Below are 17,897 nucleotides of genomic sequence, written 5' to 3'. Positions count from 1 at the left end.
CATGAATGCCCTATTTTCTTTTGAAGTCAGACGCAATACCAAGCACTGGCTTACCTATTGTATTGCCTTAATTCTTGTATTCCTCGGTATTTTCTGTGGGAATCAATTCAATCTTTCTGTGGGAGAAGGAATCTATTTAAACTCACCTTATACCATTGGGTTTATGACCGGAATGCTGAGCCTTTCCATCATTTTTTTTGCTACCATATACGCCTTACAGCTGTTGTTTAAGGAACAGGATTTCGGATTTGATGTTGTCCTGTTTTCATTTCCTCTTTCCAAACAAAATTATCTGAAAGGAAAGTGTCTGAGCTACTTTTTGCAGACATTTTTAAGTTTTTCATTTCTGATGTTTGGTTTTGTCATAGGTCAGAGTCTGCGTACCGGAAGTGAGATGCAGGAAGGATTTCATATTATCTACTATCTCTACCCTTTGCTCATTTTTGGCTTAGTTAATACGCTTTTGGTGTGCAGTTTTCTTTTTTTAATGACTTTTATTTTCAGAAAAAAACTACTGGTTGTCGTTGGCGGATTGTTACTGTATGTTTTCTACATGATTATTTTATTATTTTCCAATTCACCGTTCATGGCCGGAGCAATGCCTCAGTCATTGGAAGCCCAACAAATTTCAGCGATCCTTGATCCTTTCGGATTATCTTCTTATTTTCTGAATGCAAGATTACTTACCGCCGAACAGAAAAACGTACAGTTGGTTCCTATGACAAGCTATTTTCTTTTCAACAGAATCTTTTGTTTCATTATATCGATAGCTTTTCTATGGCTGACTGTAAAACAATTCTCCTTTTCAAATATTTCAAAGCAAAAGGCAAAAAAAGCATCTCCAAAAACTGATTCTCAACCAACATTTTTCAAATCCGGATATGCTTCGGTACAACCTCATCATGGAAAAATTTCTGCAGTGCAATCCACATTATCCTTTGCCAAAACAGACCTGACTTATCTGTTCAAAAGCATTACAGTTCCTGCAGTTTCTATTCTCTTGGTATTTGCTGTAGGGATGGAAATGTATGCCGAAATTGAAAAAGGGATCCGTATACCACAGAAGTATGCCAGTTCAGGACTTATGGCTACCACTATATCGGAAAACTTTCACTTACTGGGATTATTGATCGCTGCTTATTTTCTTAATGATCTTTATTGGAGATCGAAATCATCAGGATTCTCACTCATTGAAAACAGTACTTTTTTTTCAAAAAATAAACTAATCGGCCATTTTATTTCAATAAGTGTTCTACTCTTCTTCTTTACAGGAATTTTAATTGGGGAAGGTCTTATTTTTCAAGCTGCTTATCAGTATTTTCATTTGGATTGGAATGCCTATTCTGCAGTTTTCCTTTTCAATACCTTTCCATTGATTTTGTTTTCAGGATTTATCCTGTTCATCAATGATAGAATTCCACACAAATTTATCGCATTAGGACTATCTGTTGCAGCTGTTTTTATATTTGCAGGTCCTGTTTCCGGAAAGATTCTTCCTTATCCGGTTTTAAGAATATTTTCAGACTTTAAAGGAAGTTACAGTGATTTTAATGGATATGGAATCTATGAAAAAGCTTTTGGACAAAGACTTTTATTTGGAACCGGAATTATTGCTTTATTGTGGTGGATTAATTCCTTTATCAAGTTAAAAAAAATATCTGTTCTACAATCTGTCTTTATTGTTATTCTACTTATTTCAGGCATGATTTCCGGAAACTATTTCATGAAAGGATATATTCCTAAAGATGATGAAAAAGAAATCTTAAGTTCTGCTCAATATGAAAAGAATTTCCGGAAGTATGAAAGCCTTCCACAGCCTGATATAAAGGATATTACAACTGAAATTAGGCTGTATCCATCAAAAAACACCTATGAAATCATTGGCCATTATACCCTTAAAAACCAGACGGATAAACCCATTGATAAAATTCTTGTCAATTTTAATGCAGATCTGAAGCTGGAAACTGCTGTTTTCAAATCGGATTCTGAAATCATAGCGGTTACCGGAAATACCACCGAAGTTTTATTAGAACATGCTTTAAAACCTAATGACACGGCTACTCTCGAGTTCAAAATATCCTATCAATGGTTCGCCGTAAACGGACATGAGTCTTTTAGTGCCATTATTGAGAACGGTTCTTTTATGAGAATCAGCAGGTATTATCCAACTATTGGGTATCAAAAAGATTTTGAAATTCAGGATGAAAAACTCCGCAGCCAATATCAATTGGGAGCACTAAGAAAAATAAAAAAACCTGAAGATCCTGAAGTCTTCAAAAAGGATTTTATCAATCTCAATATGACAATTTCAACCGAAAAAGATCAGACTGCAATAGGAACCGGGGATCTGGTAAAGAAATGGACAACATCAGACCGTAATTATTTCCACTATCAGGCAGAAAATATTCCTTTCCGTTTTGCGGTTTCTTCAGCTGAATATGAAGTAAAAAGTATTAATTATAAAGGTATTGATATCCATATTTTTTACCATAAAAATCATTTTGAAAATGTAGATCATCTTCTGAAAAACGCTCAGCTTACTTTGGATTACTGCCAGGAGAATTTTGGAAAATATCCATTCAAAACCATCAATTTTGCTGAAATATCATCTTTCACCAGAGGTTTTGCAGCAACAGCTTACCCGTCCACTATTTTTATGCCTGAAGACATGGTTTTCCACGCCAATATAAAAGCTGATCAAAAACAGGATGTCATTAATGAACTGGCAGGACATGAACTTTCCCATCTTTGGTGGGGAAACAGCCAGATTAATCCTGATGACAGAGAAGGTTCCGTAATGCTCACCGAAACTCTTGCCATGTACACCGAAATGATGCTCTATAAAAAAATGCACGGAAAAGCCAAAATGATGGAAAGATTACAGGTTCACCAGCAAATCTACGATAACGAAAAAGGGTTATCCGAAAACCCTCCTATTTACAGGGCAACCGGAGATGTCCCCCATATTTCCTACTCCAAAGGAGCGGTTGCTATGGTAACATTGAGTGATCTGATCGGAGAAGATAAAGTAAATACAGCATTGAAAAGCTTCCTTATCCATAATCCATATCCTAAAAAGCCAACTTCTTTAGATCTGCTAAAGGAATTCTATAAAGTATCTCCGAATGATGCTGTCCGAAAACAGATTGATAGGTTATTTAAACATCCTTGATTTTCTATTTGATAAGGATTGTCTTTCTAAGTCTTTATTATTGCTTTTCCTTGTGTTATAAATCCATTTTAACCAAGTGTGTTTTTCTGGTTAAAGTCTTTCAATTCAAAATAACAGTTTTCACAAATTAGTTTTATCGCAGCAAATTTTTCAGATTCTTCATTCCAGCCATTATATTCAATTCTGACTTTTTCACATTCACTACACCATGCTTGAAAGTCATCATCTTCATCCAGTTCCATTCCCTGATAAGTTTCAAATGCTTCTTCAAAACCTTTTGGGGTTTCAAGATTTAGATGATGGCAAACAAACGCAGGTCTTGAATAGCCATGACTACAACAATCAACTGTTTTTTGTTTTAACTTTTTTATTTCCGGTGAAAATTTATCAATAAAATTTGTAATCAACATAAATATTTTCAAGTTATCAGTATTGACTTTATAAACACCTATACCATTTACAAAATTTAAGCAGATTGAAGATAATTCCCAACCATCATATTCATCACTTGAAAAAGTTCCATTATAAAGTTTTTCATAATTATTTTCAGTGCCAAATTCTTTAACTATCAAAAGTTCTTTTTTATTTTTTTCAATGGAATGCTTATTAAACCAACTCCACATCCATGTTTCTGATTTTAAAGAATAAGTACCTACAGGAATGTATCTAAAATAGATCTCATCGTCATCATTGTTGTACAACCTTAAAAGTTCGGTTTCACTGTCATAAAACCAGTTTGCATAAGAATCAATTTCAAAAGTTTCTTTAAACTTCTCTTGAATCTGAATTAAATTATCAAAACTTTGCTTGTTGTATTGTTCGTAATTCATTTTGTGTTTATTATTCTTTTAATTATTGGGGAGAGTCTGGAACGTCATCACTCGATTTTGCCCAACGTATTGGATAGCCATTTTTAGTTTCTTTTAAATCGGTACGTTCCATTTTTATCAAATCACTTTTTATATAATACTTATCTTTCTCTTTGTAAATAACCGCTAAAGGATTTGTAGCTGTTTGATTATTATCAAAAATATATAACTTATTGTCTGTGGATTTGTAGTTAATTTTATGATTAAATTGAATATCTCCACTAAATCCAAATTCATTATTGTCCTTAGAAATATTTATGTAGTAGTTTCCTTGTTTTTCGCTGTCAATCTTATAAGGATAAAGCCAGTAAATACCATCCCAATTTATTTTTTGCGTTATCAATGAGTTCTTAGATAAGTCTTCTACTTTTTCTTTATCTTTTTTAAATACTACTACATAATTTTTTGAGGAATCAAGATCTTTAATATCAATAATTATAGATTTATAATCTGGAATCGTAATCAGATCTTTTTCTAAATCTAAGCTAAGTAGATGATTATTATCAATTTTTTTAATCTTGGAATAATTTTCATAGTCTGCAGGACAACAAGATTTCAAATCATTCTCTGTCATACTTCCGTAATATTTTATAAAAGTATTATATGATTGATTATAAATTTTTTGTTTATTCATTTTTACAAAATTTTGAAACCCAATATCATTGTAAATCTTTTCAAATAAGGGAAGAATTGATCCTGAATTTATTTTTTTTGAAATAATATAATTTATAGGTAAATAATTTGATTCTTTTTCATTTCCCATAAAATTAAAACCAGCATTATATTTTACATTAATATCAGTCTTATGATTACTTAGAACTTTTATGTTTTTTCCATCAATATTATCTGACTCTAAAAATTGCTTAGTAATATAGATTGTATCATGCTTGTTTATAACTTCATAGTCTTCATTAATGCTTTCATCTATGGATGTTAGTTCACCAATTGATACATTCAAATCATTATTAATTTTAATGTTTAAATAATTTTTTGACTCTGTTGGGAGTTTTCCAGATGATTGATTAATTTCTTTCTGATTATTTTTTTGGCAGCTAAATATTGAAAAAAAACCAATTAATAAGCCGATTAAATATTTCATTACTTTATTATTTTAACATTTAAAGATACAACTGTTTCTAATTTTATATTATTTAAGCCTAAATGACCGTGATCATTGTGAGCTGGTACAGCTGGATTTACACCGTATTTTTTATATTCCGACATTCCTGTTGCATAATTTTTTTGAAAACCATATTTATATGCTATAGCAAAAAAGGTTGCATTTTTATCTTTATCAAAAGTACTAGATGTATTGGTTCCATGAAAACTTTTCCCTGATTTATTTAAGTATCTAAAGTCAATATTTTGACCTGATTGTTTACCTAAGTGTCCGTGTCCTTTATGATGCTTTGAACCTTCTTCCCATGGATCGCTACCATTTGAAGAAGACATATCCCCAAGATGAATCTCCCATCCCTTATCATTAATTTCATTAATTACACCAAATAATGCAGCAGCAGTTTCTGGTTTAAGATAATGATCTCCTTCCCCGACTACTTCTATACTAGATTTACCACCTTTGTCAGCTGTTCCATATCTGTTAAATCCTTGGCCTGAATCAGGAAATCTAACTACTCCAGACTTATTTTTATTTAATGTACCAATTTTTTTAAATTCACTGCTTCCTTCTTTAGTTTGGACGTAATAATCTATGGTTGTGTTTGATTCTATATACTTAATACTGCCATCTCTATATGCATAATATCCCGCATTTGCCTTTTCATTTGTTGTTTTATTATCATTTATTTCTGCACATGAGAATGATTTAACTCTATTTTCTTTTCCTAATTCTTTCCAATATTTTAAGCGGGGGCGAAGTTCTCCTTTTGTGATCTCTCCGTTTGCTCTATTTGAATCTTTTTTTAATCGATTTATTGCTATTTTTTCATTCTCATCATAATACTCATATTCTGCACTTTTATTTTTATCATAAAAATCATTTTTATTTTTTTTGTCTCGGGCTAAACTATAACATACAAAACTATCAGCTTGCCCTACAGCGGCTGGACACCAAATTGTCATGTACATATCTAATGAATCTTTTATATTTTTTTTATATTTCTCCATCCACATTTTGAAATATAATTTGACATAGTCCAATTGTTTAACAGGTGTTAAATCTTTAAGATAGTCTTTAGTTATATTTTTACCGCCATTATATCCTGTCTCATTCATTGCTGTAATAGCTCCATATTTACCACTTGTGAATTGAACTAAGCCTGTTGCATTTGGATACCCCTTGTTTGATAAAAAAGAATGTTGGGTTTCAAGAGCCATACAAGTCATTAATTCATTAGCCATTTCAATTTTCCTACTTTCCCCCCATAAGTCAGAGCAAATTTGTACCACCTTTTTTCTAAACTCACAACTTACTTTTCCTCCCCAAACTAGATCTTTATATTGTTCTTTACAAATACATGTGGTTGTGGCTTTTCCTTGTTTGGGTTGATCTACAGCAGTTGCAGAATTACCACTTGGAACTTCTGTAGGTGTGGCATCAGCACTCACAGGCATGATGGCAGATTTTACAGAAGTATCATTGTGTATTACTTCTATAAAATAATCCTGTTTTGCGCTATCACTACCGCCATCATTGCCTTCGATAAACATTTTTTTTGTTAAAACAATCCAGATGAAATTTTTGTCATAAAGCAATTCATAATCTTTCTCAAAAATCGGATCATTAGTCCATCTGATATTGTCTTCCTCCCATATTTTCACCTTCACTTTTTTATTCTTCATATCCTTTGCCGTAATCTTCATGAATACGGTTGTCCCTACTTTCGAGGAATGAAGTTTGTTTCCAGCTTTATCCACAAATTCAGCACTCAGTATCTTTCCTTGTGGATCATCACTTTTTTTTCCGCCTGTGGTGACTGGGAATTTTGCTGAATTTCCATCAGGTTTAGGTTTGGGTTTCTCTGGAACCGGAGTTGTTTTAGGCTTTGCTGGTGAGGGAGTATGCCCTTTAGGAGCCTCTCTTTTTCTTGGAAGTTCTGGATTATAAGTAGGGTTAACTACATTAATATTAGGACTTGCTTTTTGTATATGTTTACTAACCACATCAGCCGTTACGTAATATTCATGAGTGGGTCCCTCACTTTTATCACCTGATGCAGTTCGTGCATTAGCAATCAGTACAGCCATTGTATAAAAAGGTAATCTGAAAACAGCTTCTGCCATTCCTTTTTCATTCACTCTGCTAAGAACAGGAACAGGGTTTATTTTATTCAGAGCATTTACTGTGGGATTGTGTCCTTCTCCCTGGGCATCATCTTCCCAAAGGGTAAAAGCAATATTCATCCCGAACATTTCTACACAATAGGCTCTTGCAATAATGGTATCTTTATAGCTTAACTTTTTACCTTTTGGAATAGGTTTATAATTGGCATCCAGAAGTTCCACCCTGGTTATTTTAGGTTCTTTAGCCCGTTGCGGATGGACAATAAGTTCTCCTTTATCGTTTCCTTGCTGTACGACAATTTTTATCCCTTTATGCAGCAAACTTTTCTGTCCAAAAATATAAGGAACCATTTGCCCCTCTTTATCACTTCCTCCTTTTCTCCAACCTGTTTTGGTCTGTACCATCACTTCCCAATGTGCTTTGGGTACTTGCAAAGTGTTTTTAATAGGTTGTAAAGGATTCAGCCAGCCATTTATTGCAGCAACAGAATACATTTCCTGTTTTCCGATCACAGGCTTGTCATTTCCGATAATTGTTAATTTTCCCATATTTGTGTGTAGTGTTTATTCGCAGATATTCAAATCTTCTTCCTGTTCCTCCTGAAATTCTTTGTAATCAAGCAGTGGATTAATATTTTGTTGTTGTTTTGGATCTGCATTTCTGACATTCTGCTGGGTTATCTCCGCAATTTGCCCATGTTCTTTTATCGTAATTTTCCCTCCCGTTGTACACATCAATTCAGAAAGTTCAGTAATACAACTTTTGTTCATGACTTTTGTCTTCTCATAAGGTTTTTGCCATTTTCCTGCGGGAGCAAAAGCACAAGGCAGATAACCTCCTGAACTGGGCTTCAGCTTACATTGTCCGAAGCTAGGGCCAGGTGGATTAAACTGTACGTCATCCTCTGTCACTGCTAAATAATCTGCTTGTCCTTCTTTATGATTCCAGTAATGTTTCTGGTGCGAGGTTACTTTAAACTGTGGAAACTGATTGCCTTGATTGCACTGGGCTTTTCCTTTTTGGATCACGAAATATTTACCATCGTGAGGGGAAGTATTTTCTGACATCGTATTGTGATTTTGGTGGTTATCAAATGTAATAATTATCTGTAATTCTTTCTAATAAAAAATCTTCTCTTTGGATATTTTCATGCTCGAAATATTGAAATCCTGCTTCAATTTTATAGAGTGACAAATTTTCCCGGTTAAAAAAATATTCAGCGAAATGTTCACAATCTATAGGCTCTTTTTCTATATCTGTCTTATCATCAAACCTGGAATCTCTAAAGTATAGATCTTCCAAATTTCGGTTATCAGAAGAAATTCCTTTTTGCTGAATCCTTACCCGTTCATCATCTAAAATATCTTTTGCCAACAAGGTATTTTGGAATTCAAACCTTATTGGCTGAGCATCAAAGATCCAGGGACAAAAATCATAATAAACATTCGAGTCCGTCCAGTTCCCTAATTTCGTCCTATAGAATATCCCAAACATAAAAAAGCTAAATAGTGTATTTCTAAACTTTTGAGAAAGGATTTCTGGATTTTCAATGATACCTTTCATCTTTTCAATATAATCAGAAGAATATGGATCTGGAAAAAAGTTCTTTATGGAATCCAATTCAGAAACAATATCTTCTGTTTTCTTTGTCAGTACAATATCAATAAGTTTTCCTTCTGGATTTATACGATATTGGATTGGATAGATAGCCTCTATGCACATTTTCGCAAGGGTATCCACTTTGGTATCTGAAGTATCCTCATTTTTTCTGAAATCAAACGTTGAAAAGAGAAAATGGTAGTGCTCATTTTTAATTCCTTCAAAATCTAGTCTTACTTTGTTTTCATACTTTGCAAGAATTGTCTCATCTGAATAGGTAGTCTGAGTAATTTGATAAGTTCCCTCACAGAGTTTAAAGTCAAAGGGAAATTTCCCTTTAACTGGCAAATCATAAAAGCTTTGATTATGGTCTCTGATTTTTTTGTTGAGCTCAAGGATTTCTGAAGATGATGGGATATACAATTTCATTCCTTGAACGATATCACCATCAAAGCGTTCTGAGAAAGAACAGTGCTGATTGTGATAGTACTTTAAATACTCCGGGTTCTCGAGTTGTATCTCATGACAAAGGTCAACAAGGGATTGCCCTTCTTTTACATAATAAATTATCATTTGAATCTGTGTTTTTATAATACAATGATAAGTAAAATCATTCAATAAAAACATAGGTATTTTCCCCATAGTTTGAATTAATATTTCTTCATTTCATTCCATTACAATACATTATGATATAAAAGTTGTAATCCAATCTATTTTCCTGATTGAATTAATTTCATTCCAATCAGGTGAACAAATGAAACTATACTCAATGGTTCCCTAGTGTTGTAATATCTTATGATTTGACAAAGAAAAGCAATCTGGAAGTAAACCTGAACAGAAGGATTACAAGACCAAGTTATAACCAATTGAATCCATTTAGAGTATCTAAATTTTTAGAGCTGTTGAGAAACGCTAAGATTTTTGAAATATTTTCTATGAATGCGCAAGATTCTATGTTAACCTGCAAGGATTTTATCTCTGATCCAATTGATTATGATTAAATTCTCTCGCAGATTGTGCAAATAACGCAGGTACTTTTAACAACCATGAATGCACGAGTTATTTGCTTGCAAATAAATTCTATATGGTTAAAATTAAAATGTTATTTAACCCATATTGAAACATATAAAAAACAAAAAACCCCTCAAATTGAGGGATTTCTTTATATCTAAGAATAATTCTTATGCTTCAGAAGAAGGTTCCTGATTTTCTACAGGTCTTTCACCTTGTGGTCTATCTTGTCCTTCCGGTCTTCTTTGTCCTTCCGGTCTTCTCTGTCCATCTGGTCTTCTTTGACCTTGTGGTCTATCTTGCCCTTCTGGTCTTCCTTGTCCTTCTGGTCTTGGAGGTCTTGGTAAAAGAACTTTACGGGAAAGCTTCATTTTCTTACGATCATCATACCCCATAAATTTAACTTCTACTTCATCACCTTCAGCATAAGGAACTTTATCTAAACGAGCCCATTCAATTTCTGAAATATGAAGTAATCCTTCTGTTCCTTTAGCAATCGCAACGAAAGCTCCGAAATCCATTACTTTCACTACTTTCCCTTTGTAAACTTCACCTACAACCGGTACGAAAGTAATTTCATTGATCTTCGCAATAGCAGCATTGATTTTCTCTCTGTCTGTTCCTGCAATTTCGATACGTCCGATTTCTCCGATTTCTTCAATCGCAATAACTGTATCAGTATCTTTTTGTAATTGTTGGATAATTTTTCCACCAGGCCCGATTACAGCACCAATGAAGTCTTTAGCGATCTCCATTACTACCATCTTCGGTGCGTGAGGTTTCACGTCTGTTCTAGGTGCAGCAATTGTTTCAGTGATTTTATTTAGGATGTGTAATCTGCCGTCTTTAGCCTGCATCAAAGCTTTCTCCATGATATCCATAGAAAGTCCCTGAATTTTGATATCCATCTGACAAGCAGTGATACCGTCTGCAGTACCTGTTACTTTAAAGTCCATGTCTCCAAGGTGATCTTCATCTCCTAAGATATCAGAAAGTACAGTAAATTTACCTGACTTTGTATCAGTAATTAATCCCATTGCAATACCAGAAACCGGTTTTGTAATCTGAACCCCTGCATCCATTAGTGCTAGTGTACCTGCACAAACAGTTGCCATTGAAGACGAACCGTTAGATTCAAGGATGTCAGAAACGATTCTGATTGTATATGGATTTTCTGCTGGAATAACAGCTGTTAAAGCTCTCTGTGCTAAGTTTCCGTGTCCTACTTCTCTTCTTGAAGTTCCTCTTAAAGGTCTTGCTTCACCTGTAGAGAATGGAGGGAAGTTATAGTGTAAGAAGAATCTTTCGTCGTGCTGCGTAATTACGCTGTCGATCATGTTAGCATCCTTTACAGAACCTAAAGTTACAGCAGTTAAAGACTGAGTCTCTCCTCTGGTGAAGATTGCTGAACCGTGAGCTCCCGGAAGGTAATCGATTTCTGACCAGATCGGACGGATCGTTTGCGGATCACGACCATCTAGACGGATATTGTCTTCAAGGATCATCTGACGCATAGCTTCTTTCTCTACGTCATGGTAATATACTTTTACGAAAGGAGTTACTCTTGCCAATTCTTCTTCGTTTTCAGCATATTGTGCTAAGAATTCTTCACGAATTGCTTTGAATTTATCTCCTCTTTCTTCTTTATTAGATGGAGTCTTTGCTACTTCATATACTTTGTCATAGCATTCTTTCCATACTTTTTCACGAATTTCCTCATCGTGATCTTCGTGGCTGTATTCTCTCTTAGGGAAAGCTTTTCCTACTTTTTCAGCTAATCTTTCCTGAGCTTCGATCTGCTTTTTGATCTCTGCATGAGCGAAATTGATAGCTTCAAGCATTTCCTGCTCAGAAATCTCTTTCATTTCACCTTCTACCATTACGATGGAGTCTTTAGTAGCTCCCACCATAATATCAATATCAGATTTTAATAGGTTTTCATAGCTTGGGTTAACGGCTAATTGTCCGTCAATTCTTACGACTCTTGCTTCAGACATTGGTCCGTTGAAAGGAATATCTGTAATTGCAATAGCTGCAGAAGCTGCCAAACCTGCTAAAGCTTCAGGCATTACTTCTTTATCGTAAGAAATTAATGAGATCATCACCTGTACTTCCGCGTGGAAATCTTCAGGGAAAAGAGGACGTAATACTCTGTCCACTAATCTCATCGTAAGCACTTCATCATCAGATGGTTTTGCTTCTCTACGGAAGAAATTTCCAGGAATTCTTCCACCTGCATAAAACTTTTCTCTATAATCTACTGTTAATGGTAAAAAGTCTACACCAGGATTTGCTTCTTTGTTGGCTACAACAGTTGCTAGTAGCATTGTTCCACCACATTTCACCACTACAGATCCGTCAGCCTGCTTAGCCAGCTTTCCCGTTTCAATAGTGATTTCCCTTCCGTCTGCAAGGGTAATCGTTTCTGTAAACGCTTGAGGTATACTCATATAATTTGCTTCTTTATACTCCGTATTGAGTATGATTAATATTTAAACTCTTTAAATTTTCGTTTGCAAAGGTACTATATAATAATGATATATTAAATTTTTCAATTGCATAAATAGACTGTCAAAATACAAAAATTTGGCTTTCAGTTTTATGAATGTCTCAAAAATTAACATTAATCATTCAAACACCTTTATTATTTATCAAAATAATACACATTTTTTCACGATATTGTATTGAAAAATCCTGCTGTTTTTGTATTATTGTCTCAAAAAATGAAAATAATAGTATACGATGATGAAAAGTATACATTTCATTATAAAAAACATTAAAATAATTGCAAAACCATAGGCTGATCCCTATATTTGCCCTACTTCGCCAAATACAATGCTGTAGGCAAAAAAGCGAAGGAAGATTTCTTCCTTACACAATAAATAAATGTTTATGAATAATAAAGAAGTACCATCTCAAAGCAGGAATTATACGGTTCCATTGATTACCATCACCCTGCTTTTTTTTATGTGGGGATTCATTACTTGTATGAATGACATCCTGATCCCTTACCTGAAACAACTATTCAATCTCACCTTTTTCGAATCTATGCTGGTACAGTTCTGCTTCTTTGGAGCTTACTTTATCGGATCTTTGATTTATTTTCTGATCTCTATTTCTCAAGGGGATCCCATTAATCAAGTCGGATATAAAAAAGGAATTCTTTTCGGAATTGGTTTAGCGGCATTAGGCTGCATCCTGTTTTATCCGGCAGCAACATTCTCTTACTATCCTTTATTCCTTGGAGCATTATTTATTTTAGGATTAGGATTTACTGTATTGCAAATTACGGCCAATGCATACGTTTCTTTGCTTGGTTCAGAAGATTCTGCATCCAGCCGTTTAAACATGACCCAAGCTTTCAACGCTTTTGGAACAACCATTGCGCCTGTATTGGGAGGACATTTAATTTTCGAACTTTTTTCTGAGCCAGACGGAACCTTCAGTGCAGTTGCTACCAGAATACCTTATTTAATCTTCGCTGCTATTCTTTTATTGGTAGGGTTATTAATTTCAAGAGTAAAACTCCCTTCCTTTCAGATGGAAACAGAAGAAACCGTACAGGGTTGGGGTGCATTACAATTCAACCACTTAAAATTCGGAGTTTTTGCTATGTTTTGCTATGTTGGTGGTGAAGTAGCGGTAGGAAGTTTCATTATCAGTTTTCTTGAAGAAACTATGAAATTCAACGAAGCAATCAGTAAAAATTACCTTTCTTTATATTGGGGCGGAGCCATGATCGGGCGTTTCCTAGGAGCAATTTCGTTAAATCATTCTATTAGCCAGGCTAAAAAAGCAATATTTATGCTGGGTGCCGCAGCATTAGTCTTCCTTGTGATCTTCAGTATTGTTGACCTTAGCTTTGAACAAATCAGCTTCTTCTTAGTATTTATATTACTCAATTTTGCTGCATTTTTTGTGGGTAAAGCAGCACCGGCAAGAACCCTTTCCATCTTTGCGGCTATCAATGTCATTTTATTGATCTCCACCATGGTTAACCACGGCGAAATGGCGATGTACAGTGTTTTAGGAATCGGAATTTTTAATTCTATTATGTTCTCGAACATTTATACACTGGCAATTTCAGGATTAGGAAAATATACAAGCCAGGGTTCATCCTTAGTTGTTATGGCGATTTTGGGCGGAGCAATTGTTCCTATTTTCCAGGGACTTTTAGCAGATCAGTTTGGAGTACAGCATTCATTTATCATTCCTGTTTTCTGTTATCTGATCATTTTAATTTTCGGAGCATATTGCACGAAATATCTTAGTCATGTAGAGAGTACTGAAGCAAAATCAGGACATTAATACAATATAAAAATAAATTAAAAACAGGCTGTTTCATTTTTTGGAGCAGCCTGTTTTTTCCAGCATCTTTCTGTGTGACTACGTGGTAAACAATAATCATTTTATTTTTAAACCCCATAGTTACATAGCATAAAATCATTATTTTATGCGGGTATTCGTGGCATTAAATATGCTATTTTAAAATTTTATCGTAGATAAAATCCTTATGCCTTAAAAACAATTCCAACTCAAAAATCCTGGCAAACTAGCATTCTCCAACATTATTTTTGCCACAAATTTATTGTATTATGTTCTTAACAAAGAACAATATTTCACCTTCAAATACTCTCCGCGTGTAACTTTGTTTCTAAAATTCCGACTTACTTTATAGATCATGTAAATTTTCTATTCCGATGAAGACCCAATTAAAACTTGAATACACCGCTTTCTTAGTCCTTGGAGTTTTTGCTTTTGCACAAACAGGGTATTCTTGGTGGTGGTTTGCTGCTTTATTTCTTGCTCCCGATCTTTCTATGCTGGGTTATACTATCAATAATAAAATAGGTGCATTTTGTTATAACCTATTTCATCATCTTGGAGTAGCTATTATTGTTTATCTTCTCGGAATAACCTTATCCCTGCCCTATTTACAAATGATTGGAGCTATCTTATTTTCACACTCCGCTTTTGATAGAATATTAGGATATGGATTGAAATATCCGGATAGTTTTCAGAATACGCATTTAGGTAAGATTGGGAAAAAGGCGGAATAAGATGAGATTGTGAGAGACCGGCCACCTCAAAAAAAATCTTTGAATTCTCACCCCCCTTTCCAAAAGATGTGAATATACAGTCTCTCAATTGAAAATATGATTTTTAATGATTAGTACTCACTTTAGAAACTAAAGCAGAAAAATTCACGGCTTTGTATTCAATATAATGACAACAAAAAAGCAACCTCTTTCGAAGTTGCTTTATTTTGAAAATCTTTATAGATTATTTTCTTAGTCCTAATGCAGCAATAATTGCTCTATATCTTGCGATATCTTTTTTCTTAAGGTAATCTAGTAAACTTTTTCTCTTACCTACTAATTTCACTAGAGATCTCTCTGTGTTGAAATCGTGACGGTTAGCCTTTAAGTGCTGAGATAAGTGATTAATTCTGAAAGTGAAAAGAGCGATTTGTCCTTCTGCGCTTCCTGTGTCCTGTGCAGATTTCCCGTGTTGTGCGAAAATTTCCTGCTTTTTGTCTGTTGTTAAGTACATTCCAATATTGTTTAATGATTATTATGTAACGGGTGCAAAATTACAACTATTTTTTGAATCTGCAAACATTATTGATTTCATGAATCAAATTTGATAGAAAAAAATGTTAAAAATTTCTTAATAAATTTTATACAATTCAACGAAAAGGCAGTAATTTTGCATTCGAATTACAAATGAGAAAATTTATATTCTTTACAGCAGTTACTACTTTTTTATTCATTGGCTTTACCTCAGTAAAGGCACAGAAAAACGCCGATGACAAAATAAAGAAAGTTCTATACTTCAATCCTGAGGTAGAGCCTGATATTGATGAAATAAAAGAGCCTACCAATAACGCCTTCTTTGATGTTGTTTCTGATAGCTTCAGCAGCAGAAGAAACAAAATGCTGCGTGCAGAAGTTCAGGTTTCCTACGACAGTATAGATAAGCAAACCATCCTAGATTACTGCTCAAATAACGATGCTGATTTTGCCATTGTTTCCAAAGTGCGTTACTTCAAAGTTGGTTTTGGAAAATATGTGTTCTCTAATCAGGTGGTAGTAAGCATGAAACTTTTTGGAGCCGATGGAAATCTTGTGACAGAAACAGATCATGATACTTATCGTAAAAACATGCGTCTTCTGGGCTCTACGGTTAATTCGGTGAAAATTGGTACAGAAGGTGCCATCAAAGGTATTATTAAAAAACTAAGAAAACTTAAGCCTACAGAAGCAGAACTATAGCCTTTAAAAGTTCTAAATTCAATGGTAGACTACTCTTCTAATATATTATTCTATTAAAGCATTGTTTATGAGCAATCTTGCTTCATAAGTGAATCATCAATGATGGATGTATTTTCTTTTTTCCTTTTATTTCGATTCTCAAAATGAATTTGCTGTCTTTTCAAAACCCAAAGACATTTGATGATATATGGATCTATTGCTAAATGGTAAGGATTCTACCTTCGATAGAATCATCATTATTTACTTTTTATAAAATCTATTCTAAACCCACAAAGCGTTTACATTTAATTGATTTTCAGTTAAATATTTTCACTAATAGATGAATAATAAAAAATTATTTACTATTTTAGTCTGACAATAAAATCTAAATTATATGAAAAACTTAAAGAAAATCAGTAGAGAAGCCGCCAAACAAATCAATGGTGGAGCTATTGCAAGATGCAGCAATACAAGACCATGCACAATAGGATGGTGCTGTGAGGGTGTTTGTAGTCCGTACATGTGTCCTATAATAGATTAGAAAGACAACTACATTTAGCATCTGCTTTGCAGATGCTTTTTTATGACAGGAATTAAAAAAAATAACATAATAAACTGATTACCAATACAATATTTTCACCAATAGATGAATAATTGAAAATTATTTACTATTTTAGTCTGACAATAAAATCTAAATTATATGAAAAATTTAAAGAAGATCAGTAGAGAAGCCGCTAAGCAAATCAATGGCGGATTAATAGGAAAATGCAGCAGAACCAATCCATGTACTGTGGGCTGGTGTTGTAATGGTGTTTGCTCACCCCGTGCTTGTATTGAAAATTAGAATCATAAAAAACAAATCACATGAAAAATCTAAAGAAAATCAGTAGAGAAACCGCAAAACAAATTAATGGCGGAAAGATGGATAGATGCAGTGATATCAATCCATGTGCTGCAGGATGGTGCTGTAATGGAATTTGTTCACCATTTATTTGTATCGAATTCTAACATTATTAAACTAATTATTTAAAACAAATCACATGAAAAATTTAAAGAAAATTAACAGACAAGAGCAAAAACAAATTCAAGGCAGCGGAATTATTAAAAGATGCACGGAACATTTTGAATGTCCGGGAGGAGCATGCTGCCGAAATGTATGTGTTCTCAACCCTTGTGCAATGGAATAACTAGAAACTTTCAACGCCTATTTTAAGGCGTTTTTCATTCACACAAAACAATAAAAATCAAATACTTATTCCCATATAATCATTTTCACCAACAAATGAATAATTGGAAAATATTTATTATTTTAGTATAACAATTAAATCTAAAAACTATGAAAAACCTAAAGAAGATCAGTAGAGAAACTGCAAAGCAAATTAAGGGAGCGGGTCTTACAAGATGTACAGAACACTCACAATGTATTTTCGGAATGTGCTGCAAAGGGGTTTGTATGGAATATATCTGTTTTGAAGAGTAATTTGGAGTTTTAATGTAAAACAATTCTCATGAAAAATTCAAATCTTAAAAAGCTCAGCAGAAAAGAACAAACAGCCATAAAAGGAAGCCTGCAGATAAAAAAATGCAGAAATACCTATCCTAAATGTGATTATGGAGAATGTTGTATTGGAGGCATGTGCACTCCCTCTCCTATTTTAGAATGTGAACCTATTCTTGATTAAAAGGATATTTTTAAATTTAATTTTTAACATCCACCCCGGTGGGTGTTTTTTAATGCTGTTTTCCAA

17 protein-coding genes and 1 pseudogene are annotated in these 17,897 nt (G+C 33.8%); 11 read left to right on the top strand and 7 right to left on the bottom strand.

All coding sequences use genetic code 11. The annotated features are described in order from the left end of the window. Position 1: 1 nt before the first annotated feature. The gene (locus AC3HD6_RS15970; RefSeq protein ID WP_488897230.1) at positions 2-3,172 is read left to right on the top strand and encodes an ABC transporter permease/M1 family aminopeptidase; all 3,171 of its coding nucleotides are present in this window, start codon (positions 2-4) and stop codon (positions 3,170-3,172) included. Between the two features lie 68 nt (positions 3,173-3,240). On the opposite strand, the gene AC3HD6_RS15965 is transcribed toward AC3HD6_RS15970, so the two are convergent. The 5 genes from AC3HD6_RS15965 to AC3HD6_RS15945 all read right to left on the bottom strand — a co-directional run bounded on the left by AC3HD6_RS15965 (position 3,241) and on the right by AC3HD6_RS15945 (position 9,457). Then, positions 3,241-4,002 (bottom strand): DUF6882 domain-containing protein, encoded by a 762-nt coding sequence (locus tag AC3HD6_RS15965; RefSeq protein WP_488897229.1) that lies wholly within the window; start codon positions 4,000-4,002, stop codon positions 3,241-3,243. Positions 4,003-4,024: 22 nt separating this feature from the next. After that, positions 4,025-5,140 (bottom strand): hypothetical protein, encoded by a 1,116-nt coding sequence (locus AC3HD6_RS15960; protein WP_488897228.1) that lies wholly within the window; start codon positions 5,138-5,140, stop codon positions 4,025-4,027. After that, on the bottom strand, positions 5,140-7,635 hold the full coding sequence (locus tag AC3HD6_RS15955) for a hypothetical protein (RefSeq protein ID WP_488897227.1): 2,496 nt from the start codon (positions 7,633-7,635) through the stop codon (positions 5,140-5,142). The genes AC3HD6_RS15960 and AC3HD6_RS15955 overlap by 1 nt, the downstream gene beginning before the upstream one ends. 213 nt (positions 7,636-7,848) lie before the next feature. Continuing rightward, positions 7,849-8,352, bottom strand: a complete 504-nt coding sequence (locus tag AC3HD6_RS15950; protein WP_488897226.1) for a DUF4280 domain-containing protein — start codon at positions 8,350-8,352, stop codon at positions 7,849-7,851. A gap of 22 nt (positions 8,353-8,374) precedes the next feature. Then, a complete protein-coding gene (locus tag AC3HD6_RS15945) occupies positions 8,375-9,457 on the bottom strand; it encodes a hypothetical protein (RefSeq protein ID WP_488897225.1) in 1,083 nt (360 codons plus the stop codon). Positions 9,458-9,654: 197 nt separating this feature from the next. On the opposite strand from AC3HD6_RS15945, the pseudogene AC3HD6_RS15940 reads away from it, so the two are divergent. Continuing rightward, a pseudogene (locus tag AC3HD6_RS15940) lies at positions 9,655-9,885 on the top strand (outer membrane beta-barrel protein); the annotation flags it as partial. 180 nt (positions 9,886-10,065) lie between these two features. Here AC3HD6_RS15940 and AC3HD6_RS15935 read toward each other — a convergent pair. Beyond that, on the bottom strand, positions 10,066-12,345 hold the full coding sequence (locus tag AC3HD6_RS15935; RefSeq protein ID WP_488897224.1) for a polyribonucleotide nucleotidyltransferase: 2,280 nt from the start codon (positions 12,343-12,345) through the stop codon (positions 10,066-10,068). Positions 12,346-12,787: 442 nt separating this feature from the next. Here AC3HD6_RS15935 and AC3HD6_RS15930 point away from each other — a divergent pair, with 442 nt between their 5' ends. Next, on the top strand, positions 12,788-14,203 hold the full coding sequence (locus AC3HD6_RS15930) for a sugar MFS transporter (RefSeq protein ID WP_488897223.1): 1,416 nt from the start codon (positions 12,788-12,790) through the stop codon (positions 14,201-14,203). A gap of 392 nt (positions 14,204-14,595) precedes the next feature. Then, complete coding sequence (locus AC3HD6_RS15925; RefSeq protein WP_488897222.1) at positions 14,596-14,955, top strand: DUF4260 domain-containing protein; 360 nt, start codon at positions 14,596-14,598, stop codon at positions 14,953-14,955. 223 nt (positions 14,956-15,178) lie between these two features. Here the strand turns inward: AC3HD6_RS15925 and rpsO are convergent, their stop codons facing one another. Then, on the bottom strand, positions 15,179-15,448 hold the full coding sequence (gene rpsO / locus AC3HD6_RS15920) for a 30S ribosomal protein S15 (RefSeq protein WP_045494446.1): 270 nt from the start codon (positions 15,446-15,448) through the stop codon (positions 15,179-15,181). A 173-nt stretch (positions 15,449-15,621) separates the two neighbouring features. Here rpsO and AC3HD6_RS15915 point away from each other — a divergent pair, with 173 nt between their 5' ends. The 7 genes from AC3HD6_RS15915 (at position 15,622) to AC3HD6_RS15885 (ending at position 17,831) form a co-directional block, all read left to right on the top strand. Then, a complete protein-coding gene (locus AC3HD6_RS15915; RefSeq protein WP_488897221.1) occupies positions 15,622-16,170 on the top strand; it encodes a pyruvate decarboxylase in 549 nt (182 codons plus the stop codon). A gap of 373 nt (positions 16,171-16,543) precedes the next feature. Then, on the top strand, positions 16,544-16,690 hold the full coding sequence (locus AC3HD6_RS15910; protein WP_488897220.1) for a bacteriocin-like protein: 147 nt from the start codon (positions 16,544-16,546) through the stop codon (positions 16,688-16,690). A 159-nt stretch (positions 16,691-16,849) separates the two neighbouring features. Continuing rightward, positions 16,850-16,993, top strand: coding sequence for a bacteriocin-like protein (locus AC3HD6_RS15905; protein ID WP_410493993.1), 144 nt, complete (start codon positions 16,850-16,852; stop codon positions 16,991-16,993). Positions 16,994-17,013: 20 nt separating this feature from the next. Then, on the top strand, positions 17,014-17,157 hold the full coding sequence (locus AC3HD6_RS15900) for a bacteriocin-like protein (RefSeq protein ID WP_488897219.1): 144 nt from the start codon (positions 17,014-17,016) through the stop codon (positions 17,155-17,157). 32 nt (positions 17,158-17,189) lie between these two features. Further along, positions 17,190-17,336: a bacteriocin-like protein gene (locus tag AC3HD6_RS15895; RefSeq protein WP_488897218.1), complete on the top strand. Its 147-nt coding sequence runs from the start codon at positions 17,190-17,192 to the stop codon at positions 17,334-17,336. A 149-nt stretch (positions 17,337-17,485) separates the two neighbouring features. Then, complete coding sequence (locus AC3HD6_RS15890) at positions 17,486-17,629, top strand: bacteriocin-like protein (protein WP_165601924.1); 144 nt, start codon at positions 17,486-17,488, stop codon at positions 17,627-17,629. A gap of 28 nt (positions 17,630-17,657) precedes the next feature. Continuing rightward, positions 17,658-17,831, top strand: coding sequence for a hypothetical protein (locus AC3HD6_RS15885; RefSeq protein WP_488897217.1), 174 nt, complete (start codon positions 17,658-17,660; stop codon positions 17,829-17,831). Positions 17,832-17,897 lie beyond the last annotated feature (66 nt).

It is taken from the genome of Chryseobacterium sp. II3a (genome assembly GCF_057815135.1).
The sequence above is the reverse complement of the archived record's forward strand: the minus strand, read 5'-3'. Positions and strand labels throughout refer to the sequence as shown.